This is a genomic window from Nocardioides koreensis (assembly GCF_039531775.1).
Taxonomy (GTDB): Bacteria; Actinomycetota; Actinomycetes; order Propionibacteriales; family Nocardioidaceae; genus Nocardioides; species Nocardioides koreensis.
The window spans coordinates 1-17,963 of sequence record NZ_BAAAQR010000015.1 but is presented as its reverse complement, the minus strand read 5'-3'; the positions used below and the strand labels follow the sequence as shown (position 1 = coordinate 17,963).

22 protein-coding genes are annotated in these 17,963 nt (G+C 71.3%); 11 read left to right on the top strand and 11 right to left on the bottom strand.

The features are described 5' to 3' along the window. Nucleotides 1-29: 29 nt before the first annotated feature. The 5 genes from ABD268_RS19895 to ABD268_RS19875 all read right to left on the bottom strand — a co-directional run bounded on the left by ABD268_RS19895 (nucleotide 30) and on the right by ABD268_RS19875 (nucleotide 3,543). Nucleotides 30-353 carry a YciI family protein gene (locus ABD268_RS19895; RefSeq protein ID WP_344156589.1) on the bottom strand — a complete coding sequence of 108 codons (324 nt, stop codon included), beginning with the start codon at nucleotides 351-353 and terminating at the stop codon, nucleotides 30-32. A 139-nt stretch (nucleotides 354-492) separates the two neighbouring features. Further along, nucleotides 493-1,260, bottom strand: coding sequence for an amino acid ABC transporter ATP-binding protein (locus ABD268_RS19890; protein WP_344156586.1), 768 nt, complete (start codon nucleotides 1,258-1,260; stop codon nucleotides 493-495). Nucleotides 1,261-1,264: 4 nt separating this feature from the next. Then, nucleotides 1,265-2,065: an amino acid ABC transporter permease gene (locus ABD268_RS19885; protein WP_344156583.1), complete on the bottom strand. Its 801-nt coding sequence runs from the start codon at nucleotides 2,063-2,065 to the stop codon at nucleotides 1,265-1,267. 40 nt (nucleotides 2,066-2,105) lie between these two features. Next, entirely contained in the window at nucleotides 2,106-2,894 is a 789-nt protein-coding gene (locus ABD268_RS19880; protein ID WP_344156580.1) for an ABC transporter substrate-binding protein, read from the bottom strand. A gap of 76 nt (nucleotides 2,895-2,970) precedes the next feature. Next, on the bottom strand, nucleotides 2,971-3,543 hold the full coding sequence (locus tag ABD268_RS19875) for a cob(I)yrinic acid a,c-diamide adenosyltransferase (RefSeq protein WP_344156577.1): 573 nt from the start codon (nucleotides 3,541-3,543) through the stop codon (nucleotides 2,971-2,973). Nucleotides 3,544-3,724: 181 nt separating this feature from the next. Between ABD268_RS19875 and ABD268_RS19870 the strand changes: the two genes are divergently transcribed. From ABD268_RS19870 to ABD268_RS19860, 3 genes are all read left to right on the top strand, one after another. Next, nucleotides 3,725-4,024 (top strand): STAS domain-containing protein, encoded by a 300-nt coding sequence (locus ABD268_RS19870; protein WP_344156574.1) that lies wholly within the window; start codon nucleotides 3,725-3,727, stop codon nucleotides 4,022-4,024. A gap of 77 nt (nucleotides 4,025-4,101) precedes the next feature. Then, on the top strand, nucleotides 4,102-6,126 hold the full coding sequence (locus tag ABD268_RS19865; RefSeq protein WP_344156572.1) for a protein meaA: 2,025 nt from the start codon (nucleotides 4,102-4,104) through the stop codon (nucleotides 6,124-6,126). Between the two features lie 22 nt (nucleotides 6,127-6,148). After that, nucleotides 6,149-6,751 (top strand): histidine phosphatase family protein, encoded by a 603-nt coding sequence (locus ABD268_RS19860; RefSeq protein WP_344156569.1) that lies wholly within the window; start codon nucleotides 6,149-6,151, stop codon nucleotides 6,749-6,751. A 23-nt stretch (nucleotides 6,752-6,774) separates the two neighbouring features. Here the strand turns inward: ABD268_RS19860 and ABD268_RS19855 are convergent, their stop codons facing one another. The 3 genes from ABD268_RS19855 to ABD268_RS19845 all read right to left on the bottom strand — a co-directional run bounded on the left by ABD268_RS19855 (nucleotide 6,775) and on the right by ABD268_RS19845 (nucleotide 10,227). Then, a complete protein-coding gene (locus ABD268_RS19855) occupies nucleotides 6,775-7,881 on the bottom strand; it encodes an alpha/beta fold hydrolase (protein WP_344156566.1) in 1,107 nt (368 codons plus the stop codon). A gap of 98 nt (nucleotides 7,882-7,979) precedes the next feature. Further along, nucleotides 7,980-8,534 (bottom strand): hypothetical protein, encoded by a 555-nt coding sequence (locus tag ABD268_RS19850; protein WP_344156563.1) that lies wholly within the window; start codon nucleotides 8,532-8,534, stop codon nucleotides 7,980-7,982. Beyond that, the gene (locus tag ABD268_RS19845) at nucleotides 8,524-10,227 is read right to left on the bottom strand and encodes a right-handed parallel beta-helix repeat-containing protein (RefSeq protein ID WP_344156561.1); all 1,704 of its coding nucleotides are present in this window, start codon (nucleotides 10,225-10,227) and stop codon (nucleotides 8,524-8,526) included. The genes ABD268_RS19850 and ABD268_RS19845 overlap by 11 nt, the downstream gene beginning before the upstream one ends. A 97-nt stretch (nucleotides 10,228-10,324) precedes the next feature. Between ABD268_RS19845 and ABD268_RS19840 the strand changes: the two genes are divergently transcribed. After that, nucleotides 10,325-11,266 carry an FAD-dependent oxidoreductase gene (locus ABD268_RS19840; RefSeq protein ID WP_344156559.1) on the top strand — a complete coding sequence of 314 codons (942 nt, stop codon included), beginning with the start codon at nucleotides 10,325-10,327 and terminating at the stop codon, nucleotides 11,264-11,266. Then, on the top strand, nucleotides 11,259-11,741 hold the full coding sequence (locus ABD268_RS19835; protein ID WP_344156557.1) for a SixA phosphatase family protein: 483 nt from the start codon (nucleotides 11,259-11,261) through the stop codon (nucleotides 11,739-11,741). The genes ABD268_RS19840 and ABD268_RS19835 overlap by 8 nt, the downstream gene beginning before the upstream one ends. On the opposite strand, the gene ABD268_RS19830 is transcribed toward ABD268_RS19835, so the two are convergent. After that, the gene (locus ABD268_RS19830; RefSeq protein WP_344156554.1) at nucleotides 11,738-12,058 is read right to left on the bottom strand and encodes a DUF952 domain-containing protein; all 321 of its coding nucleotides are present in this window, start codon (nucleotides 12,056-12,058) and stop codon (nucleotides 11,738-11,740) included. The genes ABD268_RS19835 and ABD268_RS19830 overlap by 4 nt on opposite strands. Further along, nucleotides 12,058-12,741, bottom strand: a complete 684-nt coding sequence (gene nucS, locus ABD268_RS19825) for an endonuclease NucS (protein ID WP_344156551.1) — start codon at nucleotides 12,739-12,741, stop codon at nucleotides 12,058-12,060. Before nucS ends, ABD268_RS19830 begins: the two co-directional genes overlap by 1 nt. A 25-nt stretch (nucleotides 12,742-12,766) precedes the next feature. Here nucS and ABD268_RS19820 point away from each other — a divergent pair, with 25 nt between their 5' ends. The 6 genes from ABD268_RS19820 (at nucleotide 12,767) to ABD268_RS19795 (ending at nucleotide 17,673) form a co-directional block, all read left to right on the top strand. After that, on the top strand, nucleotides 12,767-13,153 hold the full coding sequence (locus tag ABD268_RS19820) for a VOC family protein (protein ID WP_344156548.1): 387 nt from the start codon (nucleotides 12,767-12,769) through the stop codon (nucleotides 13,151-13,153). A 29-nt stretch (nucleotides 13,154-13,182) separates the two neighbouring features. Then, a complete protein-coding gene (locus ABD268_RS19815; RefSeq protein ID WP_344156545.1) occupies nucleotides 13,183-13,692 on the top strand; it encodes a GNAT family N-acetyltransferase in 510 nt (169 codons plus the stop codon). A gap of 63 nt (nucleotides 13,693-13,755) precedes the next feature. Next, nucleotides 13,756-15,573, top strand: a complete 1,818-nt coding sequence (locus tag ABD268_RS19810) for a 3-hydroxyacyl-CoA dehydrogenase family protein (RefSeq protein WP_344156542.1) — start codon at nucleotides 13,756-13,758, stop codon at nucleotides 15,571-15,573. Between the two features lie 78 nt (nucleotides 15,574-15,651). Further along, nucleotides 15,652-16,224, top strand: coding sequence for an RNA polymerase sigma factor (locus ABD268_RS19805; RefSeq protein ID WP_344156539.1), 573 nt, complete (start codon nucleotides 15,652-15,654; stop codon nucleotides 16,222-16,224). Continuing rightward, complete coding sequence (locus ABD268_RS19800) at nucleotides 16,221-17,249, top strand: hypothetical protein (protein WP_344156536.1); 1,029 nt, start codon at nucleotides 16,221-16,223, stop codon at nucleotides 17,247-17,249. Before ABD268_RS19805 ends, ABD268_RS19800 begins: the two co-directional genes overlap by 4 nt. Before the next feature lie 43 nt (nucleotides 17,250-17,292). Beyond that, entirely contained in the window at nucleotides 17,293-17,673 is a 381-nt protein-coding gene (locus ABD268_RS19795) for a rhodanese-like domain-containing protein (RefSeq protein WP_344156533.1), read from the top strand. Nucleotides 17,674-17,688: 15 nt separating this feature from the next. Here the strand turns inward: ABD268_RS19795 and ABD268_RS19790 are convergent. Beyond that, the coding region (locus ABD268_RS19790; protein ID WP_344156530.1) for an HNH endonuclease at nucleotides 17,689-17,963 on the bottom strand (275 nt) is incomplete at its 5' end.

The following is a 17,963-nucleotide window of genomic DNA, read 5'->3' as shown; positions in this document are numbered from 1 at the left end:
CGCCGACCGCTCGACGCCGTCGGACACGCTCACAGGAACGGTCGCAGCTCGACCTTCCGGTTGCAGTGCTTCGACCCCTCGGCGGCGAGCGCGAGCGCCACGTCGAGGTCGGCGGCCTCGATGATCCAGAAGCCGGCGAGGTACTCCTTCGACTCCACGAAGGGGCCGTCGGTGAGCACCGGCTCGGCACCCCGGTTGTCGATGACGGTGGCCGGGTCGGGCGACCCGAGGCCGCCGGCGAAGACCCAGTGCCCCGCGGCCCGGAGCCGGTCGTTGAACGCGTTGGTGGCAGCCATCTCGGCCTCGGTGGCCGAGCCGGTGCCGTCGTCGATCACGGAAACCAGGTACTGCATCGCAGATCATCTCCTGTGGTGTGGGGCGCCCCCGTGGGCGGCCGCTCACCCCTGCCACGAACAGGCCTGCCCCGATCCGACACCGCGTCCGGGACTTCTTCCGAGGAAGTTCCGGCCGGGCGAGTTTCCACGCCCGCGACTAGAGCACCTTGGACAGGAACGAGCGCGTGCGCTCGTGCTGGGGGTCTGCCAGCACCTCGACCGGGTCGCCCTCCTCCACGATGACCCCGTCGTCCATGAAGACCAGCTTGTCGCCCACCTCGCGGGCGAAGCCCATCTCGTGCGTCACGACCATCATCGTCATGCCCTCGGACGCCAGGTCCTTCATGACCGCCAGCACGTCGCCGACCAGCTCCGGGTCGAGCGCGGAGGTCGGCTCGTCGAAGAGCATCATGTCGGGGTCCATGGACAGCGCCCGGGCGATGGCCACGCGCTGCTGCTGCCCGCCGGACAGGTGCGCCGGGTAGGCGTCCTCCTTGCCGGCCAGGCCGACCTTGGCGAGGTTGGTGCGGGCGACCTCGATCGCCTCGTCCTTGCCGCGCCCGCGGACCCGCTGCTGGGCGATGCACAGGTTGCGCATCACGTTCATGTGCGGGAACAGGTTGAACGACTGGAACACCATGCCGATCCGGCTCCGCACGTCGTCGAGGTCGGCCTCGGGGTCGCAGATGTCCACCCCCTCGACCACGATCGTGCCCGACGTCGGGTCCTCGAGGCGGTTGACGCAGCGCAGCAGCGTCGACTTGCCCGACCCGGACGGGCCGATGACGCAGACGACCTGGCCGTGGTCGACGTGGAAGTCGATGCCCTTGAGCACCTCGAGCTCGCCGAAGTACTTGTGCAGCTCGCGCACCTCGATCGCCCGGCCGGACTTCTTCTCGGTGGGGTTCTGCGTGGGGACCGTCATGTCGTCACCGTGCCCTCTGTTGGCGCTTCTCGAGCCAGGCGACCAGGCGAGTCAGCGGAAGCGTGATGATCAGGTACAGCAAGGCCGCCTGGATCAGGCTGGTGGACGTGCCCGCGGTCGGTCCGGACGTGATCAGGTCACGCGCCACCGTGGTCAGCTCGCGCTGGCCGACCTCGACGCCGATCACGAACAGCAGCGCGGTGTCCTTGATCAGCAGCACGAACTCGTTGGTCAGCGGCGGGATGACGATCCGGAAGGCCTGGGGGAGGACCACCGAAAGCGTGGTCCGCCCGGAGCTCATGCCCAGCGACCTCGCCGCCTCCGTCTGCCCCTTCGGCACCGCCTGGATGCCCGCGCGCAGGGTCTCGGCCATGTAGGCGCCCGCGACCAGGATCAGGGCGATCAGGCCGGCGCCCACGAGCCCGCCCGGCGGGCTCCAGCCGAACGCGATCGGGACACCGAACGCCATCACCAGGATGACGATCAGGGCCGGCAGCCCGCGGAAGAACTCGATGTAGCCCGTCGCCAGCCACCGGTACGGCGCGACCGGCGACAGCTTCATCAGCGCGAGCAGGATCGCCAGACCGAAGCCGAACACGAAGGCGATGAGGGTGTAGACGATCGTGTTCTTGACGCCGATCGTGATGAGGTCGTCCCAGTTGCCGTCGCGTCCCCAGCCGGCCGAGTCGAAGAAGTTGTCCTTGACGGCCGTCCAGTTGACGAGGGCGCCGAGGAGGACGACCGCCAGCACCAGGATCCCGTAGAGGATGCCGTTGGTCAGCCTGCGCTTGGTGCTGCGTTTCACGAGCGCTCCCTCCGGGACTGCGCCGAGACCTGCGGCGAGGTCACTTGGTCGAGAAGTACTTGTTGTAGATCTCGTCGTACGTGCCGTCGTCGTGCATCTTCTTCAGCTGCGCATTGACGTCGTCGACCAGGGCGGTGTTGCCCTTCTTCATGGCCAGGCCGTACTGCTCGTTGGTGGAGTAGGTCTGGACGATCTCGAAGCCGCCAGCCTGCTGGTGGTTCAGGTTCACAGGAAGGTCCTGGAGCAGCGCGTCGACCTGCCCGGCCTTGATGGCCTGGTACATCTCCGCGTCGCTGGGGAACGTCACGAGGTCGGCCCCGGTGGCGTTCTCCTCGGCGTACGTCTTGCCCGTGGTGCCCTGCTGCACGCCGACCTTCTTGCCGGACAGGTCGTCGATGCTCTTGATGGCGGAGCCGGTCGGGACGAGCAGCGACTGCTTCGAGTCGTAGTAGCCGTCGCTGAAGTCGAGGTTCTGCTCGCGGTCGGCGGTGATGGTCATGGCGCTCGCCCCGATGTCGCACTGGCCGGAGTTCAGGGCCAGGCCGCTCTGCAGCGGGTCGAAGGAGGAGTCCTTGACCGTCAGCTTGAGATCCATGCCCTGGGCGATCTCGGAGACGATGTCGATGTCGAACCCCTTGAAGCCGGTGGGGGAACCCTTGTCGAAGTCCTCGAACGGCGGGTACGGGACGTCGGAGCAGACGGTCAGGGTGCCGTCGGAGACGAGTTGGGCCCCGCTCTCGGTGGTGCCGCCGCCCCCGCCGCCGCAGGCGGTGAGCGCGAGAGCGAGCACTGGCGCGGCCAGGAGGGCCGGAAGGCGACGAGTCTTCATGGACGACACCATATTCCCCACGAGGGCCTTCGCGCCCCGGCCGTTCGGCCCTGCCCCCAAAAGTGGGCGTTGGAGCTCAGCGTTCGCCGCCGGGCACCCACAGCACGTCGCCCGCTTCGCGGTTCGCGTGCCGGGCGAGGATGAACAGCAGGTCGGAGAGCCGGTTCAGGTAGGTGATCGCCACCTCGTTCATCGTCTCGCCGTGCTCGCCGTACGCCGCCCACGCGGACCGCTCCGCACGGCGTACGACGGTGCGCGCGACGTGGAGCAGCGCGCCGCCGGGCGTGCCGCCGTTGAGGATGAACGAGCGGAGGTTGGGTAGGTCCTCGTTGTAGCGGTCGCACCAGTGCTCGAGCCGGTCGACGTACTCCTGCTCGATCCGCAGCGGCGGGAACTCGGGGTTCTCGACCACCGGGGTGCAGAAGTCCGCGCCCACGTCGAAGAGGTCGTTCTGGATCCGCGTCAGCACCAGGGCCACGTCCTCGTCGAGGTCGCCCTGGGCCAGGGCGACGCCGATGTGGGCGTTGGCCTCGTCGACGTCGGCGTAGGCCTGCAGCCGCAGGTCGTTCTTCGTGGTGGTGCTCATGTCGCCCAGGCGGGTCTCGCCGTGGTCGCCGGTGCGGGTGTAGATCCGGGTGAGGTTGACCATGACTGTGAGCGTAGACGTCGTTCGTGACCGGGCGATGGCCGGCTGCCGCCACGAAATTACCCCGAGGGATGAGGCAACCTAACCCGCGTGACCGGCGTCATAGTGGGTACAGAGACCTCATCGACGACGAGGGAGCCGGGGTTTCTCTGGACCCTGGGGGAACGGCAGGACGATGGACATCATGACCGACGGTCCGACGCTCGTGCTCAGTGGTGACTTCGACGTGCGCAGCACGTGGGAGGTGCGTCAGGCCATCTACGACCACCTCGGGGGCCACGACCGCGACGTGGTCGTCGACCTCAGCGACGTCGACACCTGCGACGTCACCGCCCTGAAGGTGCTGGCGGTCGCGACCCGCGAGGCCAGCCGGGAGGGCAGGCACCTGACCCTGCGCGGCTGCGGACCGGCCGTGCGTCGCCTGCTGCACCTCTCCCACCTGATGCGTCTCGTCGAGCTCGAACGGGTCGCGACCCCGGCGTGAGGCACCCGGCCGACGTGTCGGACATCCCACACCGGACGCCGGTTACCTCCGAGTAGATCTGGTTCTACGCTCGGACCATGATCGAGAAGGACCGTCCCTCGAAGGACCGACCCTGGGTGATGCGCACGTACGCCGGCCACTCGACGGCCGCGGCGTCCAACGCGCTCTACCGAACGAACCTGGCCAAGGGGCAGACCGGTCTCTCGGTCGCCTTCGACCTGCCGACGCAGACCGGCTACGACCCCGACTCGCCGCTGGCGCGGGGCGAGGTCGGCAAGGTGGGCGTCCCGGTCCCGCACCTCGGCGAGATGCGCCGCCTCTTCGAGGACATCCCGCTCGTCGAGATGAACACCTCGATGACGATCAACGCCACCGCGATGTGGCTGCTCGCGCTCTACCAGGTCGTCGCCGAGGAGCAGAACCCTGACGCGACGCCTGAGGAGGTCGCCGCGCAGCTCGCCGGCACCACCCAGAACGACATCATCAAGGAGTACCTCTCCCGCGGCACCTACGCGTTCCCGCCCGAGCACTCCATGCGGCTGATCGCCGACATGATCGCCTACACCGTCCACCGGATCCCGAAGTGGAACCCGATCAACATCTGCAGCTACCACCTGCAGGAGGCCGGGGCCACGCCGACGCAGGAGCTGGCCTACGCGCTGTGCACCGCGATCGCGGTGCTCGACCAGGTCAAGGCCTCGGGGCAGGTCTCCGAGGAGGACTTCGAGAAGGTCGTCGGGCGCATCTCGTTCTTCGTCAACGCCGGCGTGCGGTTCGTCGAGGAGATGTGCAAGATGCGCGCCTTCGTCGAGCTCTGGGACGAGATCACCCGGGAGCGGTACGGCGTGCAGGACCCGAAGATGCGCCGGTTCCGGTACGGCGTGCAGGTCAACTCGCTCGGCCTGACCGAGGCCCAGCCCGAGAACAACGTCCAGCGGATCGTGCTGGAGATGCTCGGGGTGACCTTGTCCAAGGGTGCCCGCGCCCGCGCGGTCCAGCTGCCCGCCTGGAACGAGGCGCTCGGACTGCCCCGGCCGTGGGACCAGCAGTGGTCGCTGCGGCTGCAGCAGGTGCTCGCCTTCGAGTCCGACCTGCTGGAGTACGACGACATCTTCGACGGCTCGCCGGTGATCGAGCGCAAGGTCAACGAGCTCGTCCAGGGCGCCCGCGCCGAGATCGACCGGGTCCAGGCGATGGGCGGCGCCATCGCCGCCGTCGACTCCGGCTACATGAAGCAGGAGCTGGTCTCGGCGCACGCCGCGCGCCGGGGCCGGATCGAGGCCGGCGAGGAGAAGATCGTCGGCGTCAACATCTACGAGACCACCGAGCCGTCGCCGTTGACCGCCGACCTCGACGCCGCGATCCAGACCGCCGATCCCGAGGCCGAGCAGGCTGCGCTGGACAGCGTGGCCGCCTGGAAGGCGCAGCGCGACGAGACCGAGGTCGCCGAGGCGCTGGCGAAGCTGGCCGAGGCCGCGAAGTCCGACACCAACCTGATGGGGCCGACGCTGGTCGCCGCCCGCGCGGGCGCCACGACCGGCGAGTGGGCGGGCACCCTGCGCGAGGTCTTCGGCGAGTTCCGGGCGCCGACCGGCGTCAGCGGCGCCGTGGGCGTGACCCAGGCGGTCGGGGAGGCCGGGGCCGAGCTGGCGGCGGTGCGCGCGACGGTGAAGGCCACCGGTGACGAGCTGGGCGGGCGACTGCGCCTGCTGGTCGGCAAGCCCGGCCTGGACGGCCACTCCAACGGGGCCGAGCAGGTCGCCGTCCGGGCCCGCGACGCCGGCTTCGAGGTGATCTACCAGGGGATCCGGCTCACGCCCGAGCAGATCGTCTCCGCCGCGGTCGCCGAGGACGTGCACTGCGTTGGCCTGTCGATCCTGTCCGGCTCGCACATGGAGCTGGTCCCCGCGGTCCTCGACGGGTTGCGCGAGGCCGGTCTCGGCGACGTGCCGGTGATCGTGGGCGGGATCATCCCCGACTCCGACGGGCGGCGCCTGGTCGAGTTGGGGGTCGCCGCGGTCTACACGCCCAAGGACTTCGGGCTCACCGAGATCATGGGCGGCATCGTCGAGGTGATCAGGAAGGCCAACGGCCTCGACTGACGTCGGGCGCTACCGTCGCACCATGAGCTCGTTGCAGTGCGCCGCCCGTGTGCTCGTCGCCCGTCACGGCGAGGCGGAGTACGAGACCGACCTGTGCAACGACCACGGCGGCAGTCTCACCCTCCTCGGACGCAAGCAGGCGCGCGAGCTCGGCGCCTCGCTGCTCGGTGAACGCGTGGCCCGGGTCTGGACCAGCTCCATGTCGCGAGCCGTCCAGACCGCCGAGATCGCCGCCGGCGTGCTGGGCGCGGACGTCGTGGTGCGTGAGGACCTGCGCGAGTACGGCGTGGGCAACCTCGCGGGGACCGCGCGCCACGAGAAGGCCTACTTCGAGCGGGTCTTCCGCGACTGGGTCGAGGGGGACGACGACGCCGCCATCGACGGCGGCGAACGGGTCAGCGCCGTCGTCGCGCGGGTCGAAGGGGTCCTGCGGGAGATCGCCGACGAGCACCGGGGCGAGACCGCCCTGGTGGTCAGCCACGGCGGCGCCATCCTGGCGACGCTGCCCCAGCTCGCCGGCCTGCCGCGGCACCGGGGGCTCGGGGTGACCCTGCCCAACTGCGGCGTGATCGGCCTCGCCGCGGACTCCGACGGCTGGCAGGTCACCCGCTGGGACGGGGCCTGACCCCGCTCAGCGTGGATCCAGGCTCAGCCCGGCAGCTGCGAGAGCCAGCCGAGCACCCGGGCCCGCGTCCGCGGTGCCGACTTCTCCAGCGGCAGGGCGCTGCCGGCGCTCCTGAGGGTGCGGGAGGCCACCGCCACCGACGACGAGTAGGCCTGCCGTTGCTGCTCGGCGGCGCCGTCCCGGTTGAGGGCGTCCTTGCCGCCGAAGAGCAGCAGCACCGGCGCCTCGACGTCCCGGGCGGTCAGCGTCGAGGTGGTGACCATCTGGCTCAGGCTCAGGGCGTCCCCGCACGGGTCGACGTCGCGGCGGGCGAGCGCGGTCCGCTGCACCGCGGCCGGGGCGGTGACGAACAGCAGGGACCGGTAGTCCTTGCGGCTCTCACCGGTCTTCACGTAGTCCTCGCCCCGGAGGCAGGTCGCCGACTGGCGGGACGCCTCGTCGACGGCCCGGGAGGACGCGCCGCTGTCGGTCCACGACATCAGGACGAGGCCGTCCACGTCGTCGAAGGTCGCGGCCTCCACCTGCGCGATCGCCGCTCCGACCGAGTGGCCGTGCACCACGACGTGCTGGGCCGCGGGGGTGGCCCGCGAAGAGCCCTCGAAGCGGTAGCGGCCCGAGCGCAGGTGCTGGACGACCTGGTGCAGCATGTCGGCCTGCGCGCCCAGGCAGGTGGCGTTGCCCTCGGGCAGCGTGCTGTCGCCGTACCCGAGGCGGTCGAGCACCAGCGAGGTCTCGCCGGCCGCGGCGAGCTTGCCCGCGTAGTCGTACGCCGGGCGCCGGCGCAGGTGCCAGAACCACGAGCCGGTGGCGAGATCATGCACGAGCACGTTCATCCGCGGGATGTCGGCGCTCAGCACCTCGTCGCGCGGGCCCACGAGCTGCGCGTGCAGGACGTAGGACTTGTTGTCCGGCGCGCACGCGACGGGCGTGGCGTTGGTGTTCTCCACCGCGATCACCACGTCCCGGGCCACCACGGCGCCGCCGGCCGTGCCGGCCTCTGCTGCCGGGAGCAGGGCGGGGGAGGGGACGGGAAGGAGAGGGAGCGCCGTGAGCGCGCCGGCGAGGACGGCGCCGAGCGCGGCGGTGACGGAGGTGCGGGTGGTGACGGGGGTCGTGCGCGGGCGATCCACGGATGCTGCTCCTTGTTGAAAAGATGTCAATAAGGCTGCAGTGACAGGATGCCATACCGGCGGTACGCGACGTACCGCCGGCCTGTGTGGGACGCGTCTCAGCCCGGGGGGCGGGAGGTGGCGGTCGAGCGGGGGCAGAACGCCTCCCGCGGCGACCCCGTGTGGACCTCCTCGGGGAGGGTGACCCGCACGTCGTCGTCGAGGACCCCGGCCCGCTCGGACCGGACCACGACCTCGTGGACGAACGCGCCCGCCCGGGCGGAGAGGCTCTCGCAGCCGCCCATCCGCAGGGCGAGCGTGAGCTCCCCGGTCTCGCCCGCACCCAGGCGCGTCCGCCGGTCGCCGTCCGCGCCCGTCAGCCCCACGTAGCTGAACAGGCGCGACTCCGGCTGGTCCGCGGCGAGACCGAGGATCGTGACGGGGAGCCGGCCGTGGTTGGTCAGCCGGAAGGTGTAGCGCAGCACGCCGCCGTCGGCGTACCGGACCTGCCGGACCGTGTGCTCACCGATGCTGAAGACCGCGGTGGCCTCCGTGCCGGTCACCGACGTCGGGCCGGACGCCGTCAGCGCCGGTGCGCTCCGCGCGACCGCGACGCCGACGCCCGCCAGGAGCAGGACCAGCAGGACGAGGAACGGCGCAGCCCTACGAGCCATGGCCGGGCTCGGTCGGGCTGTCGAACCACTCGCAGCCGGCGGGGTGCTGCCAGGTGGGGTCGCTGCGGTCGTACTGGCTGCACGACAGGAAACCGGCGTCCTTCACGGGCGCCCCGGGCACGAGGACCGAGCCGCCGTCCGCGCAGGAGGGCGGCTGGACGGTGAAGTTGTCCGTCCCGCTGCCGCCCGCGTAGACGTTGTCCTCCCAGCAGTTGCCGGCACCCTGGTCGTCCCACCAGTGGTCGAGGCCGTTGGGCGCCACGGTGCCGTCGGGCCGGATGCCCATCTGGTTGGCGAAGGTGTGGTTGTGGTTCGACGTGTCGTTCTGGTGCGTGGGGTCGTAGTCGTCTCGGAGCGCGGCCGGCACCCAGAACTGCATGGTGCCGTTGCGCCAGTTGTCGTAGATCCAGTTGTGGTCGGTCGAGTCGTAGTTGCCCCCGGCGATCAGGACTCCGGTGCCGACCGGGACCGGGACGACCGGGCACACGGTCCCGTCGATGTAGCCGCGGTCCTCCATCGGCTTCTGGCACACCCCGGTGTCGACGTACCTCGTGTAGTAGTTCTCGTTGTTGGAGAACACCCGGTTGCGGTTCCAGCGCGCGTGGTCCTGCGGGAGGCCGGGGTGGCCGGGGAAGAGCGAGTCGGTGGCGATGCCGGTCGCGTTGTCGAAGAAGTCGTTGTCGTGCGCCCAGATCGAGTTGCCCGCCGTGCCGGAGTAGCCGAGCGTGTTGTCGTGGCTGCGGTTGTGGCGGATCTCGATGGCGTAGCGGGTGGCCTTGAAGTGTGTGTTGTCGGCGTTGAGGTCCGCCCCGGAGCCGGGGTAGAGACCCGAGTCGCCGTTGAAGTAGGCCTCGGAGCCCTGGATCAGGCCGTGGTCGCTGGCGAAGGCGAGGATGCCGTACTCGTCGTTGCCGCGTGCGACCACGTGGTCGAGCACGAACCCGTCGGTCTCCAGGACGTAGATCGAGTTGAACTCCGCCTGCTGGAAGGCGATGTTGCGCAGGTACAGCCCACCCGCCCGGTCGGCGCGGATGCCGTTGAGCTTGTGGAAGTCATTGTCGACGGTGACGTCGGAGATTCGCCGGCCGGTGCCGACGACCTGGGTGCCGCAGAACCTGCTGTCGCAGGAGATGTCCTTGTTCCCGGGCGTGCGGTCGCCGAAGATCGCGATCAGGTTGAGGTTGTGGGGGCACGCCCGCTGGTCGGCGTAGGACAGCGCGATCGGGTTCGACTTCCCGTTGCTGCTCTCCTTCGCGCCGGTGTCGGGGGAGGAGAGGCTGCCGATGTACTCCGCGGACGCCAGGGGTGCCGTGGAGGAGGTCTCCAGGTGCGAGCAGTAGCTGCTCCGACGGAGGTTCGCCCACCGGCTCTCGCGGTAGGTGCCCGGGAGCACGTAGACCGACGTGTGCCGACGCCCGATCGAGTTGATCGCGCTCTGGATCGAGCGGAAGTCGCACGAGCGCAGCAGGCGCTCGTTGCGCCGCTTCACCGCGCCGTCGGGCATCGCCTCGATGCGGCGCTCGCTGCTGGGCTTGCACACGACCCGCTGCCGCGGGTTGTCCCAACCGAGGAACGACGGGCGGTGGCCGGTCCCGTCGGGGAACTCCGCGGGGCGCTCCTCGTGGGCGGCGGCCGGGACGCCCACCCCCCAGGCCAGCAGGAGGGCGAGCAGGACGGGGGCGAGTCGGCGCATCGGGCGGTTCCTTTCGTCGCCCACCCAACGACCCCGTTGTGACCCGGGTTACGTCCCGGTAGGACAGACTTTCACCCATGAGCAGGGTGTCTCACCGATGAGCAGGGTGATCGTGGTCGGCGCGGGCGTGGTGGGGCTGACCTGTGCGGTGCGCCTGCTCGAGGCCGGACACCGGGTCGACGTCGTCGCCCGGGACCTGCCGCTGGAGACGACCTCGGCCGTGGCGGCCGCGATCTGGTACCCGTACCGCGCGCTGCCGCAGGACAAGGTGACCGCGTGGGGCGCCACGACGTACGCCGTCCTCGCCGCGCTCGGCGCCCCGGAGCAGTACGGCGGGTCGCCCGAGGCCGGCGTCCGGATGGTCGAGGGGACCGAGGTGTTCACGCGGCGCCAGGCCGACCCCTGGTGGCGGTCCGCGGTGGCGGGCCTGGACCGGGAGACCGCGCTCCCGGAGGGCTACGTCGACGGCTGGACCTTCACCACCCCGGTGGTCGAGATGCCGGTCTACCTGCGGTGGCTCACCGGCCGGGTGGCCGAGCTCGGCGGCACGGTCACCCGGCTGAACCTGCGGGCGCTGCCCGAGGGGGCGGACCTGGTGGTCAACTGCTCCGGACTCGGCTCCCGGCTGCTGGGGTCGGACCGGACGGTCGTGCCGGTGCGGGGCCAGGTGCTCTACCTCGAGCAGGTCGGGCTCGACCACTGGTGGCTGGACGGCGCCGGGCCGACGTACGTCGTGCCGCGCGAGCACGATGTCGTGGTCGGGGGCACCGACCAGGAGGGCGAGTGGAGCCGGACGCCCTCCGCGGAGAGCGCGGCGGACATCCTCGAGCGCGCGACGCGGCTGGTCCCCGCGCTGCGCGGCGCCACGGTGCTGCGGCAGAAGGTGGGGCTGCGACCGGTGCGCCCGGCCGTCCGGCTGGAACGGTCCGGGCGCGTCGTGCACTGCTACGGCCACGGTGGGGCCGGCATCACGCTGAGCTGGGGCTGCGCCGACGAGGTCGTGGGGCTGGCGGCGAACGGCGGCGCCGGGGATGACTGACCGCACGCTGGTCCTGCTCCGGCACGGCAAGTCCGACTGGTCCGGCGACGAGGCGGACGTCGACCGCCCGCTCGCGGACCGGGGCCGCCGCCAGGCGCCGAAGGCGGGCCGCTGGCTGGCGGCGAACGTGGAGGGCATCGACGTTGCCGTCGTCTCGCCGGCCCTCCGCGCGCGCAGCACCTGGGAGCTGGTCTCGGCGGAGCTCGCCGTGCCCCCGACCACCCGCATCGACGAGCGGGCCTACGCCGCCTCGGGGGAGGAGCTGCTCGACGTGGTGCGTGGCCTCGACGACGACCTCACGACGGTCGTCCTCGTCGGCCACAACCCCGGGCTGGAGGACCTGGCCTCCCTGCTGGCGGGACGCTGGGTCCCGCTGGTGACCTCGGCGCTGGCCGTCCTCTCGCTGTCGGGGTCGTGGTCGACCGCGGGCGAGGGCCCGGCGTCGTTGCGCGCCTCGGGCAGGCCGCCGGACTAGGCCTCGAGCGGGCGTACGTCGACGACGGCGGCCGCCGGGATGGCGCCGTACACGTGGGGGAACGTCTCGCTGATCCCGGGCGCGGGGACCTCCTCGACGACGGGGACGTCCAGCAGGTCGGTGTCGATCTCCAGCAGCACCAGCGGCTCGGCGACGTCGGCGTAGAACGCGGCGCGCACGCCCTCCCACTGGTCGGACCGGCTGGCGTGGATGAACCCCTCCTCGGCCAGCGTGCGGCCCAGCGTGGAGGTCGTGTAGCTGCCGCTCTCCTCGGCCGCCTGCCAGTCCGCGGCCGTCGCGATGTGGAAGATGCGCATCAGAAGAGCCGGTGCTCGCTGTCGTCGATCCCGCGCAGGGCGTCGTAGTCGACCACCGCGCAGGCGATGCCGCGGTCGGTGGCGAGCACCCGCGCCTGCGGCTTGATCTCCTGCGCGGCGAAGATGCCCCGCACCGGACCCTTGCCGGTGAGCAACGGCTCGCGGTTGAGCAGCTCGAGGTAGCGCGTCAGCTGCTCCACGCCGTCGATCTCGCCCCGCCGCTTGATCTCGACCGCCACGCTGAGCCCGTCGGCGTCGCGGCACATCAGGTCCACGGGGCCGATCGCGGTGGGGAACTCCCGGCGTACCAGCGTGAGCCCGGGGGAGAGCGACGTGGGGTGCTCCGCGAGCAGCGCCTGGAGGTGCTTCTCCACGCCGTCCTTCTGCAGGCCGGGGTCGACGCCGAGGTCGTGGGAGGAGTCGTGGTGGACCTCCTCGAGCAGGATGCGGAGGGTGTCTTCAGTCTTGCTGGTGACCGTCCACTCGACCTGGCCGTCGTCGGTGACGCCCTCGCGCAGCGTGCACGGCGGGGACATCCAGTTCAGCGGCTTGTAGGAACCGCCGTCGGAGTGCACCAGCACCGACCCGTCGGCCTTGATCATCAACACCCGGGTCGCCATCGGGAGATGGGCGGTCAGCCGCCCCGCATAGTCGACCTGACAGCGCGCCACCACGAGTCTCACGGGCGGGGAGTCTACGGTGGCGGCCATGTTCGTCGACTTCCAGATCAACCTGTACGTCCGGGACGTCGAACGGGCGCTGGCCTTCTACACGGCGATCGGGGGCGTCGAGAGCTTCCGGACCCCGGCCGCGGGGACGCCCGTCCACGCCGAGGTGCGGCTGGGCGGCGCCACGATCGGGGTGGCGTCGGTGGCCGCCGCGCGGGACGACCACGGCCTCGACGTCTCGGCCGAGGGCAACGCGGCCGAGGTCGTGCTCTGGACCGACGACCTCGCCGGCGACTGGGACCTGCTCCTGAAGGCGGGGGCCGAGCCGATGGCCGAGCCGCTCGACCTACCGACCGGGCTCAGCGTCGCCTGGGCGGCCGACCCGGACGGCAACCCCGTCCACCTCGTGATGCGCCGGGCCTCGTGAGCCGGCCCGCGCCCCTGACGGTGCCGGGCGTGACGATCCGGCCGGGGCGCCCCTCCGACCTGCGGCACCTCGCCGCGGTCGAGGACGCCGGGGGACCGATGTTCTCGGACCACTTCGGGCCCGACCTCGCACCCGTCCTGCTGTCCCCCGCGCCGTCCGGCCTCGACCGGGACCTCGAGCCCGGGTTCATCCTGGTCGCCGTCGTGGGGGAGCGGGTGGTCGGCTTCGCGCACGTCACCGACCACGAGGGCCATGCCCACCTCGAGCAGCTGTCGGTGCTGCCCGAGCACGGTCGGCGCGGGATCGGCAGCGCGCTGGTCCGGGCCGCGATGGAGGAGGCGCGGTGGTCGGGGTACGCCGACATGTCGCTGTGCACCTACCGCGACGTGCCGTGGAACGGACCGTTCTACGCCCGCCTCGGGTTCGTGGAGGTCGGGCACCTCGCGGGGTACCGGCAACGGCTGCACGACCACGAGATCGCGCTCGGGCTGGACGCCGACGGGGTGCGTGTCGTGATGTCCCGACCCTTGGATCGTTAAGTTACTCGCGGGTGAACTAACTCACGGTGCGTGCTCGGAGTGGCGCGTGACACGATGCCGGACATGACCAGCAGCTCCCCCGAAACTGCCCGTGAGTTCCGCACCGTCGGCGTCGTCGGCCTGGGCACCATGGGTGCCGGCATCGCCGAGGTCTTCGCCCGCAACGGCCTCTCCGTGGTCGGCGTCGAGATCAACGAGGAGGCCCTGACCCGCGGTCGCCAGCACCTCGAGCACTCGACCGCACGCGCCGTGAAGCGCGGCAAGATCACCGAGGCCGAGCAGGCCGACATCCTCGGCCGGATCACGCTCACGACCGAGATGAAGGACCTCGCCGACGCGGACCTCGTGGTCGAGGCCGTGGTGGAGTCGCTCGAGGTCAAGAAGGGGATCTTCCGCGAGCTCGAGTCGGTCGTGTCGCCGACGGCGATCCTCGCGACGAACACCTCGTCGCTGTCGGTCACCGAGATCTCGACCGCCAACGCCCACCCCGGCCGCGTGGTCGGCGTCCACTTCTTCAACCCCGCGCCGGTGCAGAACCTCGTCGAGATCGTGCGCACCGTGGTCACCGAGCCGTCGGTCCTCGACGACGTCACCGGATTCGTGGAGCGGCTGGGCAAGAACCCCGTGGTCTGCGGCGACAAGGCCGGCTTCATCGCGAACACGCTGCTCTTCGGCTACCTCAACCACGCCGTCGCGATGTACGAGGGCTCCTACGCCTCCCGCGAGGACATCGACGCCGCGATGCGGTTCGGCTGCGGCTACCCGATGGGTCCGCTGGCGCTGCTCGACCTGATCGGCCTCGACACGGCGTACGAGATCCTCGACACGATGTACAAGCAGGGCCGCGACCGCCTGCACGCGCCGGCCCCGCTGCTCAAGCAGTACGTCACCGCCGGCCTGCTCGGCCGCAAGTCCGGCCGTGGCTTCTACACCTACGAGGCCCCCGACAGCCCGATCGTGGTCCCCGACGCCCACACCCCGAGCGAGGCCGACAAGCCGCAGCTGCGCCACGACATCCGAACCGTGGGCGTGGTCGGGACCGGGACCATGGCCAGCGGGATCGTCGAGGTCTTCGCCAAGGCGGGGTACGACGTGCTCTTCGTCGGCCGCTCGCAGGCCAAGCTGGACGGTGTCGTCGCGACGATCACCCGCAACTTCGACAAGCAGATCCAGCGCGGCAGGGCCACCGAGGAGGCCAAGGCCGAGGTGCTCGCCCGCGTGTCCGGCACGACGAGCCTCGACAACCTCAAGGACGTCGACATCGTGGTCGAGGCCATCGCCGAGGACCTGCAGGTCAAGACCACGCTCTTCGAGAACCTCGACGAGATCTGTCGGAACGGTCGGGGAGGGGCGGGCGCGATCCTGGCGACCACGACGTCCAGCCTCCCGATCATCTCGATGGCCCGCGTGACCAAGCGGCCGCAGGACGTCATCGGCATGCACTTCTTCAACCCGGCCACGGTGATGAAGCTGGTCGAGGTGGTGTCCACGGTGACGACCTCCGACGAGGTCACCGAGACGGTGCGTGCCCTGTGCGACCGGGTCGGCAAGGTGGCGGTGTCGTGCGGCGACCGGGCCGGCTTCATCGTCAACGCGCTGCTGTTCCCGTACCTCAACGACGCGGTGAAGATGCTCGAGGCCCACTACGCCACGGCCGACGACATCGACGTGGCGATGAAGCAGGGCTGTGCACTGCCGATGGGTCCCTTCGAGCTGCTCGACGTCGTGGGCAACGACGTCTCGCTGGCGATCCAGCGCGAGCTCTACCTCGAGTTCCGTGAGCCGGGCTTCGCGCCCGCGCCGCTGCTCGAGCACCTGGTGACCGCGGGCTACCTGGGTCGCAAGACCGGTCGGGGTTTCCGGGACTACAGCCGCCGCTGACGACGTCTCCGGCGCGGGCCTGCCATCTTTTCGGACCCGGCCTGCAACGATCGGGTCCGTGCCGGACATGAGCGCGTCGTGAGCCAGCAGCAGGAGCGCTTCCGACGCCTGTACGCCGAGCAGTTCGACCGACTGCTGGGCTATGCCCTGCGTCGGGTCGACCGTCCCGAGGACGCCGCCGACGTCGTCTCGGAGACCTTCCTGGTCGCGTGGCGCCGGCTGGGCGACGTGCCCGACGGTGACGAGGCGCGCCTCTGGCTGTACGGCGTGGCCCGCCGCACGCTGGCCAACCACCGGCGGGGTGAGGGCCGGCGTACCGCCCTGGGCGACCGCCTGCGCCGGGACCTCGCCGCGTGCGCCCCCGACCACGCCGCCGGCGTCACCGAGCGGGAGACCGTGCGGGCGGCGATGCACCGGCTCGCCGCCCGCGACCGGGAGGTGCTCGAGCTCGCCGCGTGGGAGGGCCTCGAGCCGCGCGAGATCGCCGAGGTCCTCGGGATCTCGCCGATCGCGGTGCGCAGCCGGCTGTCTCGGTCCCGGGCGCGGCTGCGTGCCCTCATGGTGGAGGACGAACCGGCCTGCAACGAGGCAGGACCTCCCGGACATGTGACCGGCAGACAACCGCAGCTCGCCCGGAAGGAGGACCGATGACCGAGCCCACGCCCACGATTCACGACCGGGACGTCGCCCGGCTTCCCCTCCAGGACGCGCGCGCCGACCTGCTGGAGGAAATCATGGCCACGCCCGTCGTCGAACAGCTCGACCACCGCCCGTCCCGTCGCCCCGCCCCGGCGTGGCTCGCGGTCTCTGCCGCGGCCGTGGCCATCGCGACCATTGCGCTGGTGCCCGCCGTGCGTTCGGCGCTGGCCGACCCGGCCCAGGCGCCGGTCGCGACCAGCCCCGCCGCCCCCGCGCCGTCCGCGTCGGCGAAGCCGGAGCCCGGTCTCACCTCGGTGCCGGACGGGAGGTACGTCGCTCTCGACGCTCCCGGCTGGAGCCTCACCTTCCTCTACTCCGGCGAGGGCGAGACCGACATCGCCTACTCGAGGGGTGAGCAGTCCCTGGAGATGGTGCAGTACCCCGCCGATGCCTACGACTCCTACCTCGAGGACCGCCTCCACGTGAGCGACCCCGTTGCGACCGAGCTGCTCGGGAAGCCGTCCTCGACCTTCACCTACTCCCCGGACGACCACGCGACCATGCGACCGGCGCAGAACGGCTCCTTCCTGGAGGTGCGCGGGTCCGGGATGGACCTCGCGGCCTACCACGAGCTGCTGGGCCGGATCGTGCAGACCGACGAGCGCGGCCTGGCGGCCTCGGTGCCGGCGGGCGTCGTCACGCCGTTCAACAAGGACGAGGCGGTCACCCACCTGCTGCAGGACGTCGACGTCCCGGACGGCTTCACCGCCGCCGATGTCGAGGTCACGGGATTCAACGACGCCTACCAGTCGGCGGCCAGGGTGGCCGGCTCGGTGGGCTGCGCCTGGCTGGACGTGTACGCCGACGGTGGGCCGGCCGCCCGGCAGCGGGCCCTGGCGGCCTTCGACGCCAGCCGGGACTGGCCACTGCTGAAGGACACCGTCCGGCGGGGCGACTACGCAGAGGTGTTCTGGGGCGTGGCGGACCAGCTGCGGGCCGGCCAGCCGGTCGCGAGCGTCCGGCGCGGCATCTGCTGATCTCGGCCGCCCGCTGGGGCGGTTCCGGGAGGAGACTGGTCGCATGGCAGGCAGGCCGGCGATCGACGAGCTCCTGGCCCTCGCGCGTGCCGGTCTCGACCGGGTCGAGCCGCAGCAGCTGGCGGACGAGGTCGCCGCGGGCGCTGTTGTCGTGGACATCCGGCCCGTGGAGCAACGCTCGCGCGACGGCGAGCTCCCCGGCGCGGTCGTGGTCGACCGCAACGTCCTGGAGTGGCGGCTCGACCCGACGTCGCCACACCGGCTGCCCATCGCGGTGGACCACGCCGTGCGCTACATCATCGTCTGCAACGAGGGGTACAGCTCCAGCCTGGCCGCCGCCACGCTTCGCCGGCTGGGGCTGTCCCGGGCGACCGATCTGATCGGTGGGTATCGGGCGCTGACGTCGCGTGAACGGTCGACGTGAACGCGCAGGGGTCCGTCAGGCGATGAGGGTGAGGCGGGTGCGCTGGATGTCGACCCGGGGGCGTCCTGGCCTGCGGGGCGGGGGGAGTGGTGGGGGTGGGGCGGTGCTGCGGTGTCGGTGTCCGGTGGGGGTGGTGATGTCGACCGCGTGCGGCTCCATCGGTCCGCTGGCGGGGTGGTGCTGCCAGCCGGGGTTCTCCTTGAGGTAGTTGCAGCTCTCGCAGAGGCCTTGCCCGTTGTGCGCGCTGGTGTCGCCGCCGTCGGCGCGGGGGCGGGCGTGGTCGGTGTGCC